The organism is Sphingomonas kyungheensis (genome assembly GCF_037120395.1).
GTDB classification, from domain to species: domain Bacteria; phylum Pseudomonadota; class Alphaproteobacteria; order Sphingomonadales; family Sphingomonadaceae; genus Sphingomonas; species Sphingomonas kyungheensis.
Map to the genome: position 1 here is coordinate 541,037 of NZ_JBBBDM010000001.1, position 20,492 is coordinate 561,528.

Sequence of the window (20,492 nt, forward strand, 5' to 3'; positions counted from 1 at the left end):
CGTCGCGGGGATACATGAAGGACAACAATGGCGTCGTTGAAGGCCCTCAAGATCCGGATCAACTCGGTCAAGTCGACCCAGAAGATCACCAAGGCGATGAAGATGGTCGCCGCCGCGAAGCTGCGCCGGGCGCAGGAAGCGGCGCAGGCCGGCCGTCCCTATGCCGAGCGGCTGGAGGCGGTCGTCTCCAGCCTGTCGCGGCAGCTCGCCGGCGGTCCGGGCGTGTCGCCGCTCCTGTCGGGCACCGGCAAGGATCAGGTGCATCTGCTCGTCGTCGCCACCTCGGAACGCGGCCTCGCCGGTGCGTTCAACACCAACATCGTCCGCGCCGCCCGCCGCAAGGCGGAGGAGCTGGAAGCGCAGGGCAAGACCGTGCGCTTCTATCTCGCCGGCAAGAAGGGGCGGGTGCTGCGCCGCTTCTACCCCAAGGCGATCCTCGCCGATCATGAGCTTGGCGGCCACAAGACGCTCGGCTTCCAACAGGCGCGCGAAGTCGCCGACGATCTGCTGGCGCGTTATGCCGCGGGCGAGTTCGACGTCGCGCATCTGTTCTACGCCAAGTTCGTCTCGGCGCTGGTCCAGCTGCCGGTCGGCCGTCAGATCATCCCGGTCGCGGTCGAAGAGGGCAATGCGCCCGTCGCCACCACCTCGGCCGGCGCCGTGGTCGAGTATGAGCCGGACGAGGAACAGATCCTCGCCGACCTGTTGCCGCGCAACGTCGCGATCCAGATCTTCCGCGCGATGCTCGAGAACGCCGCGTCGGAACAGGGCAGCCGCATGAACGCGATGGACAATGCCACCCGCAACGCGGGCGACATGATCAATCGCCTGTCGATCCAGTACAACCGCACGCGCCAGGCCGCGATCACGACCGAACTGGTCGAGATCATCTCCGGCGCCGAAGCGCTCTAACGAATCCGAAGCAGGAAGAACCGCCATGGCCACCGCCGCAGACGACATCCGCCCGACCCAGTCGACGGGCAGCAGCAACACCACCGGCACGATCGCCCAGGTCATCGGCGCCGTCGTCGACGTCCACTTCCCGGACAATCTGCCCGCGATCCTCTCGGCGCTAGAGACCGACAACAACGGCAATAGGCTGGTGCTCGAAGTCGCGCAGCATCTCGGCGAGAACACCGTCCGCACGATCGCGATGGACGCGACCGAGGGGCTGACCCGCGGCCAGACGGTGCGCGACACCGGCTCGCAGATCAGCGTCCCGGTCGGCCCGGCGACGCTCGGCCGCATCATGAACGTCGTCGGCGAGCCGATCGACGAGCGCGGCCCGGTCGCCACCGATCTGCGCGCGCCGATCCATGCCAAGGCGCCCGAGTTCGTCGACCAGTCGACCGAGAGCGCGATCCTCGTCACCGGCATCAAGGTGATCGACCTGCTCGCGCCCTACGCCAAGGGCGGCAAGATCGGCCTGTTCGGCGGCGCCGGCGTCGGCAAGACCGTGCTGATCCAGGAGCTGATCAACAATATCGCCAAGGGCCACGGCGGCACCAGCGTGTTCGCCGGCGTCGGCGAGCGCACCCGCGAGGGCAACGACCTCTATCACGAATTCCTCGACGCGGGCGTCATCGCCAAGGATGCCGAGGGCAATCCGATCAGCGAGGGCTCGAAGGTCGCATTGGTGTTCGGCCAGATGAATGAGCCGCCGGGCGCCCGCGCCCGCGTCGCGCTGTCGGGCCTGACCATCGCCGAATATTTCCGCGATCAGGAAGGGCAGGACGTGCTGTTCTTCGTCGACAACATCTTCCGCTTCACCCAGGCGGGCGCGGAAGTGTCGGCGCTGCTCGGCCGCATCCCGTCGGCGGTGGGCTATCAGCCGACGCTGTCGACCGACATGGGCGCGCTCCAGGAGCGGATCACCTCGACCAACAAGGGCTCGATCACCTCGGTGCAGGCCGTGTACGTTCCCGCGGACGATCTGACCGATCCGGCGCCGGCGACGTCCTTCGCCCACTTGGACGCGACCACCGTGCTCAACCGCGCGATCTCGGAACTCGGCATCTATCCGGCGGTCGATCCGCTCGATTCGACCAGCCGCGTGCTCGAGCCGCGCGTCGTCGGCCAGGAGCATTACGACACCGCGCGTGCGGTCCAGTCGCTGCTCCAGCGCTACAAGTCGCTGCAGGACATCATCGCCATCCTCGGCATGGACGAACTGTCCGAAGAGGATAAGCTGACCGTCACGCGCGCCCGCAAGATCCAGAAGTTCCTCAGCCAGCCGTTCCACGTCGCCGAGGTCTTCACCGGCATCAGCGGCAAGTTCGTGCAGATCGAGGACACCGTCCGCTCGTTCAAGGCGGTGGTCGACGGCGAATATGATCATCTGCCGGAAGCAGCCTTCTACATGGTCGGCGGCATCGACGAGGTCGTCGCCAAGGCCGAGAAGCTCGCCCAGGAGGCCTAATCGACTTCGGCAGGAGGTTAGGCTAGGCTGCCTTGGTGACCATCGACACGCTCTCGATCGCCAGGGATCTCAAGGCTGCACAACTTCCTGCCGGACAAGCGGAAGCGATCGCCAGTGCGATCGGCCATGTGATCGGCGACTCGATTGCGACCAAGGGCGACCTCGCGTTGGCGCGGTCGGATCTGAGCGGGCGGATCGAACAGGTCCGGTTAGACCTCGGCAGCCGGATCGAGCAGGTTCGGTCGGATCTGGACGGGCGCATCGAGCAGGTCCGCCTCAGCCTCGAAGGCAAGATCGAACGGTTGCGCACCGAGATCGAACAGGTCCGGACTGAGATCGAACGCTCGCGCAATCAGTTGCTGGTCGGCCTTGTCGGCACCCAGATCGCGCTCGCCGGCATCATCATCGCAGTCATCAAATTGTAGGTCCCATGCTCCATTTCGAACTCGTCACGCCTGAAAAGCTCGTCCGTTCCGAGGACGTCTATATGGTCGTCGTCCCCGGCACCGAAGGCGACTTCGGCGTGCTCGAAGGCCATGCGCCGCTGATGTCGACGGTGCGCGACGGCGCGCTGTCGGTCTATCGGACCGAGGGCGGCCAGCCCGAGACGATCGCGATCCAGGGCGGTTTCGCCGAGGTCAATGCCAAGGGCCTCACCGTGCTCGCCGAGCGCGCCGCCTGACGCGAGGCCGGGCGCTGTCCTACACGCCGCGACGTTGCTAGCGGCAGGCGAATCGTCCGGCTCTTTCGTATCAGTCCAAAACCGGAAACGATCGGGGGCGATCGTTTCCGTTAAGGTGTCCAACTTGTTCATGTTGGACGATGCGCGGCCGCGGGCAGGGCGCGGCCCTACCTACGGCCCGATCGATCACGCCGCGAACAGCGACCGGCCCTTGTACACCTTCGTAACCCCATTGCCGTCGGTCACCGCATAGGTGAATCCGGGCAGCAGGCAGAATGCACCGACTTCGCCCTTGGGCGACAGCGCGAGGAAGCCGACCTGCGTCCCCTTGATCGCATCGCCGCGCAGCGTCGCGATATGGCGCACCACTTCCTCGCACGCCGCCTGCGGCGAAAGACCGGCGCGCATCGACGCCACCACGCGCGCGCTGCCCGAGACGCGCGTCACCTCCTCGCCGAGCCCGGTCGAGGTCGCGGCGCCGACGCCGCGCTCGACATAGAGGCCGGCGCCGACCTGCGGCGAATCGCCGACCCGGCCGCGCATCTTGAACGCCATGCCGGAGGTCGTGCACGCCCCCGCCATCCGGCCGTCGGCGCGGCGGGCGAGCAGGCCGATCGTATCATGATCGAGCGCGCCGCCGCGCGGCCGGCGGTTCTCGATATTCGCCTCGGGCTTGTAGGCGGAGGTCTTGAGCCAGTCGCGCCACGCCTGTTCGGCGGGGGGCGTGAGCAAATTGACCTTGGGGAAGTTCTGGTCGCGCGCGAATTGCGTCGCGCCCTCGCCGACGAGGAAGGTGTGCGGCGTCTTCTCCATCACCCGCCGCGCCACCGAAATGGCGTGGACGGTATCCTCCAGCGCCGCGACCGCGCCGACCCCGCCGGCATCGTCCATGATCACCGCATCGAGCGTGACATGGCCGTCTCGATCGGGATAGCCGCCATAGCCGACCGAATGATTGTCGGGGTCCGCCTCAGGCACCATGCCGCCCGCCTCGACCGCATCGATCAGCGTGCCGCCCGCCTTCAGCCGGGCGAAGGCGGCGTCATTGGCGGCGGCGCCGAAATCCCAGGTCGACACGATCATCGCCGCGCCGGCAGGCTCCGCCGCGCCGGCGAGCGACGCCATGCCCGCGGTCGCCGCCGCACCCCCGAGAAAGCCGCGCCGTGTCGTCATCTGTCATCCCCGTTGAACCGGTATTGGTCTGCTAGAGGAAGTTATACGGATCGACGTCCACCGTCACGCGCGCTTTCGCCGGCCAGTCGAGTGCGCCGAGCCAGTCACGGATGACGTCCTGCACGTCGAGCGCCCGGCGGGCGTGGACGAGCAGGCGGAAGCGGTGGCGGCCGCGCAGCATCGCCAGCGGCGCGGGCGCGGGGCCATAGACCGCCATCCCCTCGACCTGCGGCGCGGCGCGCGCGACCAGCCGCGCGACCTCGTTGGCGCAGGCCTGTTCCTCGGACGAGACGACGATCGCCGCATAGCGACCGAACGGCGGCGCGCCGGCATCGCGCCGCGCCTCGGTCTCCGCGTCGTAGAAGGCCTCGGCGTCGCCGGTGATCAGCGCCTGCATCACCTGCGCCTTGGGGCTGTGCGTCTGGATGAAGACATGCCCCGGCTTGGCGCCGCGCCCGGCCCGACCGGAGACCTGGCGGATCTGCTGGAAGGTCCGCTCCGCCGCGCGCAGGTCGCCGCCCTCCAAGCCGAGGTCGGCATCGACCACCCCCACCAACGTGAGGTTGGGGAAATGATAGCCCTTGGTGACGAGCTGCGTACCAACGACGATGTCGATGTCGCCCGCCTCCATCCGCCCGACGAACTCGGCCGCCTTGGCGGGCGACCAGATCGTATCGGAGGTGACCACCGCGGTCTTCGCCTCGGGGAACAGCGCCGCGACCTCGTCGGCGATCCGCTCGACGCCGGGGCCGCAGGCGACGAGGCTGTCCTCCTCCTTGCATTCCGGGCAGGCGCGCGGCGTCGGCAGGACATGGCCGCAATGATGGCAGGCGAGCCGCCGCGTCAGCCGGTGCTCGACCATCCAGGCGGTGCAATTGGGGCATTGGAAGCGATGCCCGCACGTCCGGCACAGGGTCAGCGGCGCATAGCCGCGCCGGTTGAGGAAGAGCAGCGACTGTTCGCCCTTGGCCAGCGTCTCCTGAAGCGCGGTGACGAGCTTGGGGGCGAGCCAGCGGCCGCGTTCGGGCGGCTGCTGGATCAGGTCGATCGGCTCGATCGTCGGCATCTCCGCCGCGCCATAGCGGCCGGGCAGCTTGAGTTCGGCATAGCGGCCGAGCGCGACCTGCTGGCGCGTCTCGATCGCCGGGGTGGCGCTGGCGAGGATCACCGGACAGCCTTCGAACTTGCCGCGCATCACCGCGACGTCGCGGGCGTGGTAATGGACGCCCTCTTCCTGCTTGAAGCTCGTCTCGTGCGCCTCGTCGACGACGATCAGGCCGAGGTTGCGATAGGGCAGGAACAGCGCCGACCGTGCGCCGACCGTCACCAGCGCCTCGCCGGTGGCGATCGCCCGCCAGGCGCGCCGGCGCTGCGTCGAGCGCAGCCCCGAATGCCAGGCGACGGGCTCGCAGCCGAACCGGTCATGGAAGCGCTTGAGGAAGGGTTCGGTGAGCGCGATCTCCGGCAGCAGCACCAAGGTCTGCCGGCCCTGCCGGATCGCCTCCGCCACCGCCTCGAAATAGACTTCGGTCTTGCCCGATCCGGTAACGCCGTCGAGCAACGTCGGGCGAAACGCCTGCGCGGCGACGCCCTCGACCAGCGTCGCGGCGGCCTCCGCCTGCGCCCCGGCAAGCGTCGGCGGGCCGAAGCCGGGGTCGGGATGCGGATAGGGACTGTCGATCGCCACCTCGACCGCCTCGATCGCGCCGACCTTGACCAGCCCACGGATCACCGCATCGGAGACGTCGGCGATATCGGCGAGCTCGCGGATCAGCCCCTGCCGGTCGCCGATCCGCGCGAGCGCCTGCTCGCGCTGCGGCGTGAGCCGCGGCGGCACCTCGCCGGTGACGCGATATTCGGTCGCGGTGCGCTTGCCTTCGAGCGCGGAGGTCGAGGCGAGCGCCATCCGCACCACCGCGGCGGGGGGCGCGAGATAATAATCGGCGGTCCATTCGACCAGCCGGCGCAGCGGCGCGGCGAGCGGCGGCACGTCGACGACGCCGAGCAGCGGCCGCAGCCGGTTGTCGCCGACCTCCGCATCGGAGGGCAGCCGCTCGGGCTCCCAGACGACGCCGAGCAGCTGGCGCGGCCCGAGCGGCGCGATCACGACCGATCCCGGCTCGACCGTCATGCCCGCCGGCACGCGATAATCGAGCGGGCCGAGCGCGGAATTGAGGACGAGGACGCGGGCACGCGAAGACATGCCGCCCCATATGGGGATTAGGCGAGTCGGCGGAAAGCTTTAAGCGGCGCGGCGGACGCCGGGGCGCTGCCCGACCCGGGCGCGCTTGGCGGCGTAGAGCACCACGTCGGCACGTCGCGCGAAGTCGCGGAGCGAGTGGCAGTCCTGATCGAACAGCGCGAGGCCGACCGAGCCGGCACTGGTCATCGTGATGCCGCCCGCCTCGACCGGGATGTGCAACGCCGATTCGAGCCGGCCGCGCAAGGCGTCGGGATCGGCGATCAGCGCGGGGTCGGTGATCACCACCGCGAATTCGTCGCCGCCGATCCGCGCCGCGAAGCAGCCGTGGAGCCACGGCTCGCTCAGCGCCGCGCCCGTCATCCGCAGCACGTCGTCACCGACGGCATGGCCGAGCGAATCGTTGATGCCCTTGAACCCGTCGAGGTCGATCAGCGCGAGCATCAGCGGCGTGCCCTCGACGCGGGCGCGATCCATCGCCCGGTCGAGCTCGCGATCGAAGGCGGCGCGATTGGGGATGCCGGTCAGCGCATCGGTATCGGCGGAATGGCGCAGCCGCGTCTCGAGCTCGAACCGTTCGGTGATGTCCTGGAACACGCCGACCAGCGCCTGCACGACGCCGTCCGCCGACTCCGGCTCGCCGGCGGCGCGGACGCGGAGGTGGCGGCCGTCGGCGGTGATGAGGTCGGTTTCGAAGTCGAAGGGCCGGCCGGTTTCGATCGTCCGGGCGATGATGTCGCTGACCATCTCCCGCGCCTCCGGCGGATAGAAGTCGAGCGCCTTGTCGAGCGGCGGCACTGCTCCGTCCGAGAGTCCGTGGATGCGGAAGACGTTCTCCGACCATTCCAGCCGGGAATCGGCGATCGACAGCCGCCACGAACCGATCCTGGCGATCCGCTCCGCCTGCCGGAAGATCCGTTCCTTGCGCACCAGCTCCCGGGTCATCTCCTCGCTCGACGTGGCGAAGCGGATCGCTTCCAGCGCGTTGCGGCGCGCGGCGATCAGCGCCTCGGCCAGGCTGGCGAGGTGGCGCAGCGCGGCATGGCCGGCGGCATTGAGCGAGCGCGGCTGCGTGTCGAGCACGCACAGCGTGCCGATCGGCTGGCGCGTGCCGCTGGCGTCGGCGACACGGATCGGCGTGCCGGCATAGAATCGCATGCCGCCGTCGGTGACGAGCGGGAAGTCGGCGAAGCGCCGATCGTCGCGCAGGTCGCCGATGACGAGCGGCTGGTCCTCGCGGATCGTCCGGTCGCAAAAGGCGACGTCGCGATCGAGCTCGCGCGCGCCCGGCACGGTGCTCGCCTTGATCCACAGCCGCTTTTGGTCGATCAGCGTCAGCAGCGCGGTCGGGCAGCCGAGCAATTCGGCGGCGAGTGCGACGAGGGCGTCGAATTCCTTCTCGGGTTCGCTGTCGAGCAACGCCAGCGCATGGAGCGCGGCGAGCCGACCGACCTCGTCATAGGGCAGCGCTGTCGGAAGATCGTGCATGACCTGATCTCTATGTCCAGTGAGAGTTAAGATGTTGTTTCGGAATACAACTCCAGTCGTAACGACCGCCCGGCGATGACCGCTGCGCCGCCGCCTTCGGTGCTGTGGGCGGCGCATCTGGCGCGCGACCGGCGGCGCTCTGCGCATACCGTGCGCGCCTATCAGGCGACCGCCGAGCGGCTCACCGCCTTTCTCCAGGCGCATTGGGGCGAGCGCGTCGACGCGGCGGCTCTGGCGCGCGTCACCGCCGCGGATCTCCGCGCCTTCCTTGCCGCGCGACGCGGGCAGGGGCTGAGCAATGCCTCCGCCGCGCGTGAACTGTCGGCGGTGCGCGGATTCCTCGCCTTCGTCGTGCCGGGCGGCGAGGCGCCGCGGCTGCGCGGTCCGCGGGTCAAGGCGGGGGTGCCCCGGCCGATCTCGCCCGATGAAGCGCTCGCGCTCGCCGACGCCGTCGCCGACGATGCCGCCGAGCCATGGATCGGCACGCGCGACTGGGCGGTGCTGCTGCTGCTCTACGGCGCCGGCCTGCGCATCGGCGAGGCGATCGCGCTGCCCGCGCGCGTGCTACCGCTCGGCGAGACGCTGGCGGTGACCGGCAAGCGCGACAAGACGCGGATCGTACCGCTGCTACCGGCGGTGCGCGACGCGATCGCCGATTACCTGCGCCAGCAGCCGTGGGAGCTCGCCCCCGACGCACCGCTGTTCCGCGGCGCCAAGGGCGGGCCGCTCGCGCCCGGCGTCGTCCGGCGGGCGGTGCAGGCGGCGCGCGGCCGGCTCGGCCTCGACGCGAGCACCACGCCGCACGCGCTCCGTCATAGTTTCGCGACGCACCTGCTCGGCCGCGGCGCCGATCTGCGCGCCTTGCAGGAGCTGCTCGGCCACGCCAGCCTGAGTTCTACGCAGGTCTATACCGCGGTCGATGCGGCGCATCTGCTCGACGTCTACCGCAACGCGCATCCGCACGGGTGAGGCTGTACCAATTGTCGCAGCGGCGTGCGTGCGGGATCAGCGTCGCCGCGGCTTCCAGGTGGCGACGCGCCAGACATAGCCGATGACGATCGCGACCATCACGGCGATCGCGAGCGGCCCGACGTAGCGATCCAGCTCGGCGAAGCGCGAGCCGAGGTAGACGCCTGCGGCGGCGAGGATGGTGTTCCAGATCAGGCTGCCCGCGAAGGTCCAGACGAGGAACCGCCCTACCGGCATGCCGGTGATCCCGGCCGGCAGCGAGACGATCGTGCGAAAGGTCGGCATGAAGCGGAAGACGAACACCACCCCGCCGCCGCGGCGGACGAAGAAGCGGTGCAGCGCCTCGACATCCTCCCATTCCATCGTCAGCCAGCGGCCGTGCCGGTCGACGAAGGGGCGGAAGCGGGCATAGCCGATATGGCGGCCGAGATAATACCAGACGTAATTGCCCGCGGTCGAACCGATAGTGCCGGCCACCACCAGCGGCACCATCGCCATCTGCCCGCGCGCCACCGCCATGCCGCCGAGCCCCATGATCACCTCCGACGGGATCGGCGGGATGATGTTCTCCAGCGCCATCAGCAGCGCGATGCCGAGATAGCCGCCCCAGGCGATCGCATCGAGGATAAGGTCGGTCATGATCGCCAGCGGCGCGGTGGCGTCAGCCGCGTTCGGCGACGCGGCGCTCGATCGCCTCCCAGATCAGCGCGGCGACATCGGTGCCGTCGAACCGCTCGATCGCGACGATGCCGGTCGGGCTGGTGACGTTGATCTCGGTCAGCCATTCGCCGCCGATCACGTCGATGCCGACGAAGATCAGCCCTCGGCGCTTGAGCTCCGGCCCGAGCGCCTCGCAAATCTCGCGCTCCCGCGCCGTCAGCTCGGTCTTCACCGCCGAACCGCCGACCGCAAGGTTGGAGCGGATCTCGCCTTCGCCGGGCAGGCGGTTGATCGCGCCGGCGACGACACCGTCGACCAGCACGATCCGCTTGTCGCCCTTCGCCACCGCGGGCAGGAACGCCTGCACCATGTGCGGTTCGCGCCACGTCTGGTTGAACACCTCGATCAGCGCGGACAGATTGGCGCCGTCGCTGCCGACCTTGAAGATCGCCTTGCCGCCGTTGCCGTGCAGCGGCTTGACGACGATCTCGCCATGCTGCGCAAGGAAGGCGCGCGCCTCGTCGAGGCTGCGGGTGATCAGCGTCGGCGGCATGAAGCGCGCATAATCGAGCACGAACACCTTCTCGGGCGCGTTGCGGACGCTGACCGGATCATTGACCACCAGGGTGCGGTCGGCGATCCGTTCGAGCAGGTGCGTCGCGGTGATATAACCGAGGTCGAACGGCGGGTCCTGCCGCATCAGCACCACGTCCGCCTGTGCGCCGAGATCGAGGCTGACGGGCGTATCGAAGCGGAAGTGGTCGCCTTCGACGCGCTGCACGGTGACCGGATGCGCCTTCGCCCAGACTCGGCCGTCGCTGTAATTGATGTCTTCGGCGGCATAATGGAACAGCCGATGCCCGCGCGCCTGCGCGGACAGCATCAGCGCGAAGGTCGAATCGCCCGCGATGGCGATGCTGTCGAGCGGGTCCATCTGGACGGCGACGGTAAGGGGCATCGGGGTCTCGCGCGGCTGTTGGTCTGGGAGCGGGACTTAGGGTGGCGGTGGCGGAATGTCACCCGCACTCAGCTGCCGATCCAGGCATTCTCGATATGCCGCGGCCGCGTGCCGGGGGCGAGTAGGATGACGTCGATGCGGATGTCGTCACCCGGTCCGGCGTATTCCGCCATCAGCATTTCGGCGGCGGCGGCGACGCGGGCGAGGCGGCGTTCGTCGATCGCCCGATCGAGCTCGGCAGGGGTACGCCGCGTCTTGACCTCGACGAAGGCGACGAGCGCGTCCCGGCGCGCGATCAGGTCGACCTCGCCGGCGGGCGTCCGGACGCGGCGGGCGAGGATCGTCCAGCCGTGCAGCCGCAGCCACCATCCGGCGAGCCGCTCGCCGCGCCGCCCCGCCGCTTCGGCTGAGCGACGGGCGGCGGTGGTGACGCGGCGGGGCGGGCGCATGTGGCGATGGTGCCGCAGGGCCGGGGGCGGGGCAAGATGGGGCGGGATGACGATGCGCCCAATGAGTCTATTGCCGCCCTGCCGGCTGCCGAGGAGAGGGCGAGCGATGTGCTTCCCTATGCTGCGGCTCAGCTCACCACCCGGAACATATAGCTATATTCGCTCTGCGGCGCGCCGGTGACGCCGGCGATGCGCACCGTGTAGCGCACGCCCGCTTGCAGGCCGGTGACGCGCCACTGGATGTTGTTGGCGACGCCATAGCCTTCGTTGTCGCTCGACACGTCGGTGACGGCGAGCGTGCCGGACGGGCCGGTGACGGTGATCGTCGCGTTGGTGAAGCGGACGTTGGCATTGGCGCCGAAGGTGCTCGTCGTCCCGGCGATGACGCTGAACGACAGATAGCTCGATAAGCTGAAATAGCGCGCCGGATAGTCGCCCGACGGATAGGCGACATAGCCGGGCACGCTCGCCGGCGCCGCTATGCCGCCGGTGAAGTTGAACACGCGCATCGAGGCGGCGCTGGCGCGGCTGCCGTCGGGCAGGACGAGGGTGACGCGGCCGTAGGAGGTCTTGCCCAGGAAGGGGTTGAGGATCCAGCGGCGGTGGCCGATCGACGCGCTGCCGCCTTCGGTCAGCCACAGGCCGAGATAGTCATCCTCGCTGTCGAAGCCGAGGCCGTTGCCCCAGCCGCCGATCAGGTTGCTCGATCCGGCGGCGGTGGCGCCGCTCGCACTATAGCAGGTCCAGCTGGTCGGCGGCGTGTGGCTGAGCTGCTTGTTGACCGCCATCATCAGCGACGAATCGGCCTCCTGCGTATCTTCCGTATCGGAATAGGTGACGGCGGGGAGCTGGTGGAGCGCGCGGATCGCGTTGAGCTTGGCGAGGAAATCCGCCTTGACGCTCGCCTTGAGCGTGCCGGCGCGACAGGTCGCGGCATCGGGTGCGACGTCGTAGAGCGCGCCGGCGGCGGCGGCCCAGCTCGTCGGCGCAGGGGTTGGCGTCGGTGTTGGCGCGGGAGTCGGGGTCGGCGTGGCGCTCGGCGTCGGTGTCCCGGTCGGCGTGGTGACGACCGCGACCGGAGTACCGGCCGTACTGGTGTCGCCGCCGCCGCCGCCGCAACCGGCGAGCGCGATCAGAAGGGCGGTTGCGGCGCTGGTCCTGGCGATCTGCATGGCCGCCAGTCTAGCCGGGGGATTATTGCCAAGGTCTTGTTTGAACGTTGCTTTTGTCGCCCTGTTGGCACGGTTCGGCGCGGCGTCGGCAAACCCGGGCGTGCCGCGTCACCACTTCGTTGCAACACGTGGCGCAGGCGGCGCGACCGTCGATGTCAGCGGTCCTTCCAGGGGTGAGCGAATGCGACCAGGGCGGGTCGCCGCGTCCCTGCGGCCCGGTACGAGCTATCCCTTCATCGCCAGCGCCCGCGCGTAGAGGATCTTGCGATCGAGCCCGAACGCCTTGGCGACCTCGCCCGCCGCCTTGGCGACGGGCAGCCGGGTCAGCGCCTCGGCGAGCGCGGCGTCGGCGTCGAGCGGGTCGGGCGGCGACGGTGCGATCGGCGGGGCGACGACGATGACGATCTCCCCCTTGGGCGGCGCATCGGCATAACGGGCGGCGAGCTGGTCGAGCGTCCCGGTGACGGCTTCCTCGAACCGCTTGCTGATCTCGCGCGTCACCGCCGCGTCGCGATTGCCGAGTCCCTCCGAAAGTGCGGCGAGGCAGGCGGCGAGTCGGGGCCCGGACTCGTACAGCACCAGCGTCGCGCGCACCGGGGCGATCTCGGCGATCGCCTGCGCCCGCGCCTGGGCCTTGCTCGGCAGGAAGCCGACGAAGAGGAAGCGATCGGTCGGCAGGCCGGCAAGCGTCAGCGCCGCGATCGCCGCGCACGGCCCCGGGATGGTGACGACATGCCGTCCGGCGGCACGGGCATCACGCACCAGTTTATAGCCCGGATCGGAGATCAGCGGCGTTCCCGCGTCGGAGACGAGCGCGACCGACTCGGTCGCCATGCGCGCGATCAGGCCGGGGCGCATGCCTTCCGCATTATGGTCGTGATAGGGGATCATCGGCCGCTTGACGCCGATATGGCGGAGCAGCCCGGCGGTGACGCGGCTGTCTTCCACCGCTATCACGTCGGCGCGGGACAAAATGTCGGCGGCGCGCGGTGATAGGTCAGCAAGATTGCCGATCGGCGTCGCGACGATGTAGAGCCCGGCTTCTAAATGTTCGGATATGGCCACGGGGGACGTCATGGCAGAGGCAGCGACACTTGGACAGCCGGGGATGACCCGGCGCTGGCTGCGGCGAAGCGTCGCCCTGGTCGCGGCGAGCCTGCTCGCGGCCTGTTCGACGGTGGTGCCGCGTGCACCGGTGACCGCGCCCGACCGGCCGACCCGGCCGGCGGTCAATCGCCCCGAGCCGGTCGAGGCGGGGCTGCCGCGCGATACGCAGCGCAACCGCGTCGCGCTGCTCGTGCCGCTGTCGGGCAGCAACGCCGGCGTCGGCCGCTCGATCGCCAATGCGACGATGCTCGCGGTGCTCGATACCGGCACCGACAAGGTGCGGATCACCAATTACGACACCGCGACCGGTGCGGCGGCGGCGGCGAATCGCGCGATCGCGGAGGGCGCGCAGCTGATCCTCGGGCCGCTGCTTGCCGACGACGTGCGCGCGGTCGCGCCGATCGCCAAGGCGGCAAACGTGCCGGTGCTGAGCTTCTCCAACGATTCGTCGGTGGCGGGTAACGGCACCTATCTGATGGGCTATGCGCCGTCGCAGTCGATCGATCGGGTGGTGCGCTATGCCGCCGGTCGCGGCGTGACGAGCTTCGCCGGGCTGATCCCCAACGGCCTGTACGGCGAGCGTGCCTCGACCGCCTTCCTCCGCTCGGTCGAGGGAGCGGGGGGATCGGTCGTCTCGCTGCAGACCTATGGCCGCACCGCGGGCGGCATCGCCGGCGCGGTGACGCGGCTCACTGCCAAGGCGCCCTATGGCGCGGTGCTGATCGCCGACGGCGGCACGAGCGCCGCCACCGCTGCACCGCTGATCAAGCGCGGCAGCGGTGCGACGACGCACATCCTCGGCACCGAATTGTGGAATTCGGAGACGAGCATCGCCGCCAAGCCGGCGCTCAACGGCGCCTGGTTCGCGAGCGTCGCCGACGGGCTCTATCGGCAATATGCCGCCAAATACCGCGCCCGCTACAATGCCGCGCCCTATCGCCTGTCGAGCCTGGGCTATGACGCGGTCCTGTTGACGGTACGGATCTCGCGCGACTGGCCGGTCGGGCGGCCCTTCCCCGAGGCGCGCCTGCGCGACGCCGACGGCTTCGCCGGGATCGACGGCGCCTTCCGCTTCGGCCGGGACGGCATCGCCGAGCGGGCGCTGGAGGTGCAGGAGATCCAGAACGGCACGACCGTGACGGTCTCGCCGGCACCGGCCGGGTTCGGGAAGTAGGGTGACCGGCCGGATGACCGGCGGCTGATCCGCGGGGTTTGGGTTCACGCGAAGACGCGACGACGCGAAGAAGGTGCGCGTGAGTGCCGTGCTGCACTTGCACCATCGACGGTGGGACCGCGCGCTATCGTGTCGTGCATCTTCTCCGCGCCTCCGCGCCTCCGCGTGACCATCTGTTTCGTCGTGTCCTGGCGGCTTCGCACGAATGACCCAGCGTCGGCACGCTGCGCGATCGGCATTTTGACTCACGCGGAGGCGCGGAGGCGCGATCGGGAAGGGTGCTGGCTTTCCCTGACGGTACGAAGCGACGTTGGAATATTGCTATCGCGCGAGAGCGTTGATCTTGCTTCAGTGCTCCCGCGGAGGCGGGAGCCCAGTGTTCTTCACGCCGTCAGCCATTGCTCTGCTTGGCCACTGGATTCCCGCCTGCGCGGGAATACTGCGAAACGTCATGCCGGACGTGTCCCGGCATCCATTGCTCCGCTAGAGCGTAAGGTGTTGCTTTCGCGGCACGGTGGACCCCGGAACACGTCGGGGGTGACGGCGCATTTTGGGCGAGGCCAGGACTTTTGCAGAGGTCTTGCCCGCGCGGGAATACTGCACCTTGAGCAATCGTCGTCGCAAAATGAAAGGACGCGGCTTCGCGGCATCGCCGTGAAGACTGGCGGCCGGCCCTATCCTCGCACCTCCGCATGCAGGACAAGACCGGCAGCAGGGACGCCGGCGGGCGCCCCCCGATCACCCACTCACGCCAGCACCGCATCGCGCACCACCAGCGGCAGGATCGCGTCGAGCAGCAGCGTGCCTGCCGCGGTCACGATCAGCCGGGCGTCGGTGCGGGCGACGAGGCCTTGCGTCTCGAGCCGCGCCACCGCGCTCCAGTCGACCGGCGCCTCGCCGCCGGCGAGCGCGGCGACATGGGAGAGGTCGACGCCCTCGCGCAGCCGCAGGCCCATCACCAGCGCCTCGCTGGCGCGGTCGTGCGCGATCAGCGGCTCCTCGATCTGCAGGCCGTGACCGTTCCGTGCCACCGCGGCGAGCCAATTCTCCGGCTTCTTGTGGCGCTGCGTCGCGAGGCCGCCGCGGCGGCCGTGCGCACCCGGGCCGATGCCGGCATAGTCGCGGTAGCGCCAATACGTGAGATTGTGGCGGCTCTCCGCGCCGGGGCGGGCGTGGTTGGAGGTCTCATAGGCGGGCAGGCCGGCGGCGTCGGTCAGCGTGCGCGTCGCCTCGAACAGATCGGCGGCGGCATCGCCGTCCGGCAGCACCAGCCGCCCCTTCGCCGCCTCCGTCGCGAAGCGCGTCCCCGGCTCGATGGTCAGCTGGTAGAGCGAGAGATGCTCGGTGCCGAGCGCCAGCGCGCGGGCGAGCTCCGCCTCCCAGTCCGCCAGCCGCTGGCCGGGCAGGGCGTAGATCAGATCGAAGCTGACGCGCGCGAACGCCGCCTGCGCGGTGGCGAGCGCCGCCAGCCCCTCGTCGACGCCATGCGCGCGATCGAGGAAGCGCAGCGCCGCCTCGTCGAGCGATTGCAACCCGAGCGAGACGCGGTTGACCCCCGCCGCGGCGATGTCGGCGAAGCGCGCCGCCTCGACCGAGGAGGGGTTGGCCTCGAGCGTGATCTCGATATCCGCGGTCGGCGGCCAGTAGCGCTGCGCCGCGTCGAGGATCGCGGCGACGGTGGCAGGCGGCATCAGCGACGGCGTGCCGCCGCCGAAGAAGATCGAGCCGAGCCGCCGCCCCGGCAGCGCCCGCGCCTCATGCGCCAGATCGGCGAGCAGCGCGTCGCGCCACGCCTGCTGATCGACGCTGTCGCGGACGTGGCTGTTGAAGTCGCAATAGGGGCATTTGGACACGCAGAACGGCCAGTGAACGTAGAGCGCGAGCGGCGTCTTGTCGGAATCCATGATGACGCCGATATGGCGGCGATGATCGCAAAACGCCACTCATGGCTCGCCGCGGCGATGCTGCTGCTCGGCTGTTCGCAGGTGCCCGAGCGGCCCGAGCGGGTGGTCGAGCCGCGCGCCGCCGAAGGGCCCGCCCCGCGCGGATCGCTGCTGCTGCGGCAGGCGATGCTCGCCGGCCAGAATGCGGCGCGGGCCGATGTCGGTGTGCCGCCGCTGACGTGGAGCGAGCCGCTCGCCGCCGCCGCTTTGTCCTATGCGCAGGAGATGGCCCGCACCGGCCGCTTCGCGCATGCCGACCAGCCGCAGGGGATGACCCGGCAGGGCGAAAACCTGTGGATGGGATCGCGCGGCGCCTATCGGTTCGACGAGATGGTCGGCCATTGGGTCGCGGAGAAGAAGGACTTCCTCAACCTGCCCGTGCCGCAGTCGAGCCGCACCGGGCGCTGGCAGGACATCGGCCATTATTCGCAGATCGTCTGGCGCGGCACGACGCAGGTCGGCTGCGCGATCGCCAGCAATGCCAAGGACGATTATGTCGTCTGCCGCTATTCGCCGCCGGGCAACGTCTGGGGGTCGATCGCCTATTGAGGCCGCTCACCCGCGGTTTTCGTAGCGTCTGGCGATCTCGCCGCTGGTCTTTTCGATGCCCGGATAGATGGTGCTCGACTTGATGTTCATCCGGTGCAGCGTGGCGAGGATCGCCGCCTTGTTGCGGATCGTGATCCGTTGGACCTCCAGGTTGCTGTGCCCGGTTTCGGGCAGCAGCGCGTCGTGACCGAAGAGCAGGAAGGCGCCGGACTGCGAGGCGATCCGCGCATGGGTGTTGCGCCCCTTGATGAAGACGATGCGACTGAGGTCGGCAGGGTTGATGCACGGCTTGAAATACGGCTTTTCCGCCCGGATGACGTGCAGCAGGCGATTGGCTTCGTCGGTCCGATTGAACTCGGCGATCGACAGATCGGTGCGCATCTTGTTCTTATGGTCGTCTTCCAGCATCGCGAGATTGGCGATGCAGCTGACGGTGTCCGAGTCGAAGAATTTGATGTCGGCGCGCTTGGTGGTGATGATGACGACCTGGCCGTCGACCTCCTCGCCCGCCGCGTCGACGATGCTCTCCGAGCAGCAGAAATAGAGCGCGACGAGCGGATTGGAGGTCACGTCGAGCAGGCGGGTCGGCAGGCCGTAATGCTGCATGCGGACCAGCCGGTCGATCATGAAGGTGTCGGAGCGGAATTCGTCGGGATGCGCGGTCAGCAACTCGCGGACCATCACCGCTTCGTTGCGCAGATATCGTGGCACGCCGCCGTCCGGATTGCGCCGGAACAACGAGGGTTCGAGCGAAAAGCGATGATCGGCATGGCCGCGGTAGAAGACGTCGTCGGCATCCATGGTCCCGCCGAGCACATGAGCCAGGAAGCTCTCGACGCTGTCGGCGACCGGATAAGGGACTGGCGCCTCGCCGCTCGTCGCGAGCGTCACGGGCGGCACCGCGGCGTCGTGACGGCGATCGGTCAAGCCGAGCGCGAGGAGGCTGTCCTCCAGTGCGCCATCCTTGATCGCCCAATGCGTGCGGGTGAATTCCCATTTTCCGAGATGCAGCGCCGCTTCGAATGCGTCGCGGTCCTCGACCGGCAGGCAGCCGAAATGACGGTCGAGCGCGAAGGTGTAGCGGATGACGTTGCGGTCGACCCGCAGATCGGTGATGCGGCCGATCCGCATCGTGACATAGAGGGTGCCGGCGTCGGTGAAGCGCAACTCGCTCATGAACACGGCCGGCAAGCTGCCGACCTGCGCCAGACTGGCCGCATCGACCGGTTTCAACCGCTCGGCGATCGCGACGTCGGTATATTCGAGATAGCGGGAGAGCGGGAAACTGGCGGCATGCGGCTCGCCGATCGGTACGTCCCAATCCTCGTCGCGTCCCATCATCACCAGGTTGAACATGGATTTACCGCCGCTTGCCTCGTCCGATCACCCTTGTGCAGGATGACGGTCGGCGAGGGGCGAAAGACCGCGCCGTTATGGAGGAAACGGCACCCGGCCGAGGCTATCCGATCGTCGCCGTCGTATAGGGCGCATAGACCCGCCACCCCAGCGTCGCGTACAGAGCGGCGCCCATCTGCGTCGCGGTGAGCACCTGCCGCGCGGCGGGATCGGCCTGCGCGCCCAGCGCGAGCATCAGCGCACGGCCGAGGCCGCGGCGGCGATGCGCGTCTCCCACCACGATCCGGTCGTAGACGAAGATGCCGTCATGCTGCGCCGCATAGCCGCTCGCCGCCGCCGCGCCATCGTCGGTGGTGATGACGGCATGCATCACCGCGCCACGTCGCGTCACGCTCAGCCGGTAATCCATTGGGAGGACGGGGGCGGCCGCCACCGGCCGATCGGGCACCATCATGCAATTGGCGTCGGTGATCGTCCAGCCGGGCGGCAGCAGCGCGCGAAACGTCGCCGCGTCGGCGCATAATTTGACGAAGATGCCCGGCGCATCGATCGACCCGAGCAGTGTGGTGAGGCCCGGCCCCGGCGTGGCGAAGAGATAGCGCCGGCGCTCGATCGTGCCGCCGGTATCGACGCGCCAGCCGCCGTGATCGTCGACCGGCGCGGGCAGGTCGCGCGACAGCGAGCGGGCGGCGAGCCAGCCCCGCACCAGGACCGGATCGACGCCCGCCATCGCCTTACAGCACCGCGGCGACCAATTGCCGGAAGGCATCGGCGCGGTGGCTGATCGCATGTTTGGCGGCGGCGTCCATCTCGCCGAACGTCTGCTCGCCGCCGATCGGCAGGAACATCGCGTCATAGCCGAAGCCGTTGCCGCCGCGCGGCGGCCACACCAACGTGCCGTCGACGCGACCTTCGAACCATTCGACATGGCCATCGGGCCAGGCGAGCGCCAGCGCGCAGACGAAATGCGCAGCGCGCGGCATGTCGGGCTCTTCGTTGAGCCGATCCTCGACCAGCCGCATCGCCAGATCGAAGTCCTTGGCGTCCCCCGCCCAGCGCGCCGAGAAGATGCCGGGATCGCCGCCGAGCGCATCGACGCACAGGCCGCTGTCGTCGGCGAGCGCAGGCAGGCCGGACAGGTCCGCCGCCTGCAACGCCTTGAGTTCGGCATTGGCGACGAAGGTGGTGCCGGTCTCCTCGGGCTCGGGCAGGTCGAGTTCGCCCGCCGACACCGGCTCGATGCCGTAGGGCCCGAGCAATTCGGCGATCTCGCGCACCTTGCCGGCATTGTGACTGGCGATCACCAGCCGGCCGGGGCTGAGCTTGCGGATCGCCTGCGGCGTATCGCCTTCGCCGCTCATCGGCTCGCCCGGTCCTGCGCCGCGAAGATCTCCGCGCAGCCGATCCGCGCGAGGCGGAGCAGGCGGAGCAGTGCCTCCTCGTCATAGGTGGCGTGTTCGGCGGTCGCCTGCGCCTCGGCGATATTGCCGTTTTCGAGCAGCACGAAATTGCCGTCCGCATCCGCCGCCGAATCCTCGGCATAATCGAGGTCGAGCACCGGCGTACCCTGGTAGATGCCGCAGCTGACCGCGGCGACCTTCTGCCGGATCGGATCGGCGGTAAGCTTGCCGCTGGTCAGCAGCGTGTTGACCGCGAGGCGCAGCGCCACCCAGGCACCCGAGATCGCCGCGGTGCGCGTGCCGCCGTCGGCCTGGATCACGTCGCAGTCGAGCGTGATCTGGCGTTCGCCGAGCAGCTTCATGTCGACCACCGAGCGCAGCGAGCGGCCGATCAGCCGCTGGATTTCCTGCGTGCGGCCCGATTGCTTGCCCTTGGCGGCCTCGCGGCTGCCGCGGGTGTGGGTGGCGCGGGGCAGCATGCCATATTCGGCGGTCACCCAGCCTTCGCCCTTGCCGCGCAGGAACGGCGGCACCCGCTCTTCGAGACTGGCGGTGACGAGCACCTTGGTGTCGCCGAAGCCGACCAGCACCGATCCTTCGGCATGGCGGGTGAAATTGGGTTCGATGCTGATCGTGCGCATCTGGTCCGGGGCGCGGCCGCTGGGGCGCATGCAATTCTCCTCGTGGGTCTCTTTGCGCAGCCCTAGACGGCGGGGCGGGCCCGCGCCAGTCGCCAGATGGCGAACGGCCAGCCGCCGCTGTTGCCGCATCGCGCGGCACGTCTACATAAGGA

General features: G+C 69.3%; 20 protein-coding genes. 7 read left to right on the forward strand and 13 right to left on the reverse strand.

All coding sequences use genetic code 11. From position 1 onward, the window contains the following. Positions 1 to 27 precede the first annotated feature (27 nt). Genes V8201_RS02540 through V8201_RS02555 form a run of 4 tightly spaced genes read left to right on the forward strand, consistent with a single transcriptional unit; the run spans position 28 to position 3,101 of the window. Entirely contained in the window at positions 28 to 912 is an 885-nt protein-coding gene (locus V8201_RS02540) for a F0F1 ATP synthase subunit gamma (RefSeq protein WP_037532215.1), read from the forward strand. Positions 913 to 937: 25 nt separating this feature from the next. Beyond that, the gene (gene atpD, locus V8201_RS02545) at positions 938 to 2,419 is read left to right on the forward strand and encodes a F0F1 ATP synthase subunit beta (protein WP_037532219.1); all 1,482 of its coding nucleotides are present in this window, start codon (positions 938 to 940) and stop codon (positions 2,417 to 2,419) included. Between the two features lie 35 nt (positions 2,420 to 2,454). Continuing rightward, a complete protein-coding gene (locus V8201_RS02550) occupies positions 2,455 to 2,844 on the forward strand; it encodes a CCDC90 family protein (RefSeq protein ID WP_336544394.1) in 390 nt (129 codons plus the stop codon). A 5-nt stretch (positions 2,845 to 2,849) separates the two neighbouring features. Then, positions 2,850 to 3,101 carry an ATP synthase F1 subunit epsilon gene (locus V8201_RS02555; RefSeq protein ID WP_037535488.1) on the forward strand — a complete coding sequence of 84 codons (252 nt, stop codon included), beginning with the start codon at positions 2,850 to 2,852 and terminating at the stop codon, positions 3,099 to 3,101. Positions 3,102 to 3,287: 186 nt separating this feature from the next. Here the strand turns inward: V8201_RS02555 and V8201_RS02560 are convergent, their stop codons facing one another. From V8201_RS02560 to V8201_RS02570, 3 genes are read right to left on the reverse strand one after another with little or no spacing between them, the layout of a single operon-like run. Next, positions 3,288 to 4,274 carry a glycosylasparaginase gene (locus V8201_RS02560; protein ID WP_037535487.1) on the reverse strand — a complete coding sequence of 329 codons (987 nt, stop codon included), beginning with the start codon at positions 4,272 to 4,274 and terminating at the stop codon, positions 3,288 to 3,290. A 31-nt stretch (positions 4,275 to 4,305) separates the two neighbouring features. Continuing rightward, positions 4,306 to 6,477: a primosomal protein N' gene (locus V8201_RS02565; RefSeq protein WP_271299360.1), complete on the reverse strand. Its 2,172-nt coding sequence runs from the start codon at positions 6,475 to 6,477 to the stop codon at positions 4,306 to 4,308. Positions 6,478 to 6,516: 39 nt separating this feature from the next. Continuing rightward, on the reverse strand, positions 6,517 to 7,962 hold the full coding sequence (locus tag V8201_RS02570) for a diguanylate cyclase domain-containing protein (protein WP_037535484.1): 1,446 nt from the start codon (positions 7,960 to 7,962) through the stop codon (positions 6,517 to 6,519). A 75-nt stretch (positions 7,963 to 8,037) separates the two neighbouring features. Here V8201_RS02570 and V8201_RS02575 point away from each other — a divergent pair, with 75 nt between their 5' ends. After that, complete coding sequence (locus tag V8201_RS02575) at positions 8,038 to 8,931, forward strand: tyrosine recombinase XerC (protein WP_336544395.1); 894 nt, start codon at positions 8,038 to 8,040, stop codon at positions 8,929 to 8,931. A 36-nt stretch (positions 8,932 to 8,967) separates the two neighbouring features. Here the strand turns inward: V8201_RS02575 and V8201_RS02580 are convergent, their stop codons facing one another. The 5 genes from V8201_RS02580 to rsmI all read right to left on the reverse strand — a co-directional run bounded on the left by V8201_RS02580 (position 8,968) and on the right by rsmI (position 13,247). After that, positions 8,968 to 9,570 (reverse strand): DedA family protein, encoded by a 603-nt coding sequence (locus V8201_RS02580; RefSeq protein ID WP_336544396.1) that lies wholly within the window; start codon positions 9,568 to 9,570, stop codon positions 8,968 to 8,970. Positions 9,571 to 9,592: 22 nt separating this feature from the next. Continuing rightward, positions 9,593 to 10,549, reverse strand: a complete 957-nt coding sequence (gene gshB / locus V8201_RS02585; RefSeq protein ID WP_336544397.1) for a glutathione synthase — start codon at positions 10,547 to 10,549, stop codon at positions 9,593 to 9,595. Positions 10,550 to 10,617: 68 nt separating this feature from the next. Continuing rightward, on the reverse strand, positions 10,618 to 10,998 hold the full coding sequence (locus tag V8201_RS02590; protein WP_336544398.1) for a YraN family protein: 381 nt from the start codon (positions 10,996 to 10,998) through the stop codon (positions 10,618 to 10,620). Between the two features lie 128 nt (positions 10,999 to 11,126). Continuing rightward, positions 11,127 to 12,170, reverse strand: a complete 1,044-nt coding sequence (locus V8201_RS02595; protein WP_336544399.1) for a CAP domain-containing protein — start codon at positions 12,168 to 12,170, stop codon at positions 11,127 to 11,129. Between the two features lie 225 nt (positions 12,171 to 12,395). Further along, a complete protein-coding gene (gene rsmI / locus V8201_RS02600) occupies positions 12,396 to 13,247 on the reverse strand; it encodes a 16S rRNA (cytidine(1402)-2'-O)-methyltransferase (protein ID WP_336544400.1) in 852 nt (283 codons plus the stop codon). On the opposite strand from rsmI, the gene V8201_RS02605 reads away from it, so the two are divergent. Then, complete coding sequence (locus tag V8201_RS02605) at positions 13,246 to 14,451, forward strand: penicillin-binding protein activator (RefSeq protein ID WP_373276444.1); 1,206 nt, start codon at positions 13,246 to 13,248, stop codon at positions 14,449 to 14,451. The genes rsmI and V8201_RS02605 overlap by 2 nt on opposite strands. Before the next feature lie 746 nt (positions 14,452 to 15,197). Here the strand turns inward: V8201_RS02605 and hemW are convergent. Continuing rightward, positions 15,198 to 16,355: a radical SAM family heme chaperone HemW gene (hemW, locus tag V8201_RS02610; RefSeq protein ID WP_037534283.1), complete on the reverse strand. Its 1,158-nt coding sequence runs from the start codon at positions 16,353 to 16,355 to the stop codon at positions 15,198 to 15,200. Between the two features lie 21 nt (positions 16,356 to 16,376). On the opposite strand from hemW, the gene V8201_RS02615 reads away from it, so the two are divergent. Next, positions 16,377 to 16,943: a CAP domain-containing protein gene (locus tag V8201_RS02615; protein ID WP_333781833.1), complete on the forward strand. Its 567-nt coding sequence runs from the start codon at positions 16,377 to 16,379 to the stop codon at positions 16,941 to 16,943. A 6-nt stretch (positions 16,944 to 16,949) separates the two neighbouring features. Here V8201_RS02615 and V8201_RS02620 read toward each other — a convergent pair whose 3' ends face one another. The 4 genes from V8201_RS02620 to rph form a co-directional block, all read right to left on the reverse strand. Further along, positions 16,950 to 18,299, reverse strand: coding sequence for an FRG domain-containing protein (locus V8201_RS02620; RefSeq protein WP_336544401.1), 1,350 nt, complete (start codon positions 18,297 to 18,299; stop codon positions 16,950 to 16,952). A 103-nt stretch (positions 18,300 to 18,402) separates the two neighbouring features. Then, a complete protein-coding gene (locus V8201_RS02625) occupies positions 18,403 to 19,029 on the reverse strand; it encodes a GNAT family N-acetyltransferase (RefSeq protein WP_336544402.1) in 627 nt (208 codons plus the stop codon). Between the two features lie 4 nt (positions 19,030 to 19,033). Continuing rightward, positions 19,034 to 19,660: an RdgB/HAM1 family non-canonical purine NTP pyrophosphatase gene (gene rdgB, locus V8201_RS02630; RefSeq protein WP_271299349.1), complete on the reverse strand. Its 627-nt coding sequence runs from the start codon at positions 19,658 to 19,660 to the stop codon at positions 19,034 to 19,036. Continuing rightward, a complete protein-coding gene (gene rph, locus V8201_RS02635; RefSeq protein ID WP_037534263.1) occupies positions 19,657 to 20,370 on the reverse strand; it encodes a ribonuclease PH in 714 nt (237 codons plus the stop codon). The genes rdgB and rph overlap by 4 nt, the downstream gene beginning before the upstream one ends. Positions 20,371 to 20,492 lie beyond the last annotated feature (122 nt).